The following is a 2,701-nucleotide window of genomic DNA, read 5'->3' on the forward strand; positions in this document are numbered from 1 at the left end:
GCGTGCCTCTGATCGCATCAAGCACCACCACGCAACTCAAACCGAGCTTTTCTGATTCGTTATCCCTGATCCGGTAGCCGCTGACCGCGCCAAAACAGCGGCATATTTGAAAGGAGCCCTGGTCACAAAACTAAAAATCAAAGGATGATTATTATGAATTTCGGACAAAACTTGTTTAATTGGTTCACTTCAAACGCCCAGAGCCTGGTACTGATGGCGATTGCCATTATTGGGGTCTACCTCGGCTTCAAGCGTGAATTTTCCAAGCTCATCGGTTTTTTGGTCATTGCGATCATTGCCGTAGGGCTGGTCTTCAACACTGCTGGAGTCAAAGACGTACTGTTGAATCTGTTCAATCGCGTCATGGGAGCCTAGCCTATGGACGACATCAAAGTCTTTATTGCCAATCTTGGCAAGTATAACGAGGGCGAGATTGTCGGCGCATGGTTCACGCCACCAATCAACAACGAAGAACTCGCAGAAAAATTAGGACTGAATGACCAGTACGAAGAATACATGGTTCAGGACTACGAAGGCACCGTTGTCTTTAGTGAGTATTCAACGATTGGCGAGATCAACGAAGCTGCCGCAGCCGTCGAAGCGTTGAAAGGCACCGAGATTTACCCAGCTATCAAAGAGCTTATTGGCGAATGGTACGACAACGTGATCGAACTCGCCGCACACAAGGATGACATTGCCTGTTATCACGTTGCGAACATGACTGAGTTGGCCGAAGAACTGGCTGACGAAGGCTGGTTCGGCGACATTCCGCCACAAGTTGAAAACTATATCGACTATGCCAAGGTCGGTCGTGACCTCGAAATTGAAGGAGGTTTCGTTGAAACACCTCATGGCATCTACCAATTATTAGACTAACTCTCTGGGCTGGCGCTGCAAAAGGCGTCAGCCTTTTTATCTCACCATGAAAGGAGATCACATGAAGAAAGTCAGATCCTACACCAGCATCTGGTCGGTCGAAAAGGTGTTGTACGCCATCAATGACCTGCAACTACCGTTCCCGATCACATTTACGCAAATGACGTGGTTCATCGTCAGTCTGTTTGCGGTCATGCTGCTGGGCGACTTGCCGCCACTGTCATTCATTGACGGCGCGTTTCTCAAGTACGTCGGCATTCCGGCCGGGCTAACTTGGTTCATGAGCCAGAAAACCTTCGACAACAAGAAGCCAATGGGATTCTTGCGGTCGGTGATCAACTATGCCATTACTCCGAAGCTCACCTATGCTGGTAAACCTGTGAAGTCGCAGAAAGAGAAACAAACCGCTGCTGTGACCTACGTTTGGAGGTACCACAATGAAATTTCCAATTAAGTATATCGAAGACAATCTCGTCTGGAACACTGACGGCGAGTGCTTTGCCTATTTTGAATTGATCCCGTACAACTACTCGTTTCTAAGCCCTGAACAGAAACAACAAGTCCACGAGAACTTCCGGCAGTTAATCTCGCAGAATCGCGACGGCAAGCTCCATTTATTGCAGCTCGCCACCGAAGCTAGTGTCCGAGACACTCTCGACCGCTCGAAGAAGTTGGTCAAGGGGTCGCTGAAAGACATCGCCTTCCAGCATATCGACGGCCAAGCCGAAGCATTGACTGAAAACGTCGGTGACAACCAAGTGGACTACCGCTTCTTCATCGGCTTTAAGCTGTTGCTGAACGACGCAGAGGTTACCGCCAAGTCTATCTTCAAGGATATGTCCTTGGGCATTCGGGACTTCTTCGCCGAGTTCAACACAACGTTTGCTGGTGACTTCTTCACCATGAACAACGCAGAGGTGGAACGCTACGCCAAGTCCGTTAAGTTCCTTGCCGAAAAAATTGGCCGCCGGTTCAAAGTCCGTCCGCTCGACAAGAACGACTTCGGCTACTTGTTGGAGCACTTATACGGCATGGCGGGGCAAGACTACGATGACTATGACTATCACTTGCCCCGCAAGAAGTCCAAGCGCGACACGATTATCAAGCGCTATGACCTGATCAAGCCAACCCGCTCACTGATTGAGCAGCACCAACGCTCGATCAAGATCACCCACGGACTGGATAGTAGTTACGTGACGTACCTGACGCTTTCCGACATTGTTGGTGAATTGGAGTTTCCCGGCAGTGAAATTTTTTATTTCCAACAAAGCCAGTTCGACTTTCCAATCGACACCAGCTTAAACGTTGAAATCGTGACGAACAAGAAGGCGCTGACCAAGGTACGCAACAAGAAGAAGGAACTCAAGGACTTGGACGAACACGCCTACCAGTCCGGCAACGAAACGACACGCGGCGTCAGCGACGCTTTAGATTCGGTCGATGAACTTGAAAGCAATCTTGATCAAACCAAAGACGCGATGTACAAAATCAGCTACGTCATTCGCGTGGCCGGGCGATCCGAGGACGAAATGAAGCGCCGCGCCGATCAGCTACTCGACTTCTACGACAGCCTTAACATCAAACTTGTGCGACCATTCGGCGACATGCTGGGGCTACACAGTGAGTTTATCCCTGCCTCGAAGCGCTACATCAACGATTATATCCAATATGTGACCAGCGACTTCATCGCCTCACTGGGCTTTGGCGCGACGCAATCGCTCGGCGAAAAGGAAGGTATCTACATTGGCTACAACGTGGACACTGGACGAAACGTCTACTTGCAACCAGATATTGCCGCGCAAGGTATCAAGGGGACTGTCACCAA

At 49.8% G+C, this 2,701-nt stretch carries 3 protein-coding genes and 1 pseudogene; all 4 read left to right on the forward strand.

Annotated features, from left to right (window positions below):
- Positions 1-153: 153 nt before the first annotated feature.
- The gene (locus FC75_RS10535) at positions 154-375 is read left to right on the forward strand and encodes a hypothetical protein (protein WP_003606383.1); all 222 of its coding nucleotides are present in this window, start codon (positions 154-156) and stop codon (positions 373-375) included.
- Positions 376-378: 3 nt separating this feature from the next.
- Positions 379-876, forward strand: coding sequence for an antirestriction protein ArdA (locus FC75_RS10540; RefSeq protein ID WP_054665769.1), 498 nt, complete (start codon positions 379-381; stop codon positions 874-876).
- A gap of 61 nt (positions 877-937) precedes the next feature.
- A complete protein-coding gene (locus tag FC75_RS10545) occupies positions 938-1,330 on the forward strand; it encodes a conjugal transfer protein (protein WP_054665765.1) in 393 nt (130 codons plus the stop codon).
- A pseudogene (locus FC75_RS10550) lies at positions 1,314-2,701 on the forward strand (conjugal transfer ATPase TcpF); the annotation flags it as partial. The gene FC75_RS10545 and the pseudogene FC75_RS10550, both read left to right, overlap by 17 nt.

Origin of the sequence: Lacticaseibacillus camelliae DSM 22697 = JCM 13995 (assembly GCF_001436615.1) — a bacterium.
Classification (GTDB): Bacteria; Bacillota; Bacilli; order Lactobacillales; family Lactobacillaceae; genus Lacticaseibacillus; species Lacticaseibacillus camelliae.

Coding starts and splice junctions, on each gene's coding strand:
- FC75_RS10535 (WP_003606383.1), top strand. CDS start 154: ATGAATTTCGGACAAAACTTGTTTAATTGGTTCACTTCAAACGCCCAG.
- FC75_RS10540 (WP_054665769.1), top strand. CDS start 379: ATGGACGACATCAAAGTCTTTATTGCCAATCTTGGCAAGTATAACGAG.
- FC75_RS10545 (WP_054665765.1), top strand. CDS start 938: ATGAAGAAAGTCAGATCCTACACCAGCATCTGGTCGGTCGAAAAGGTG.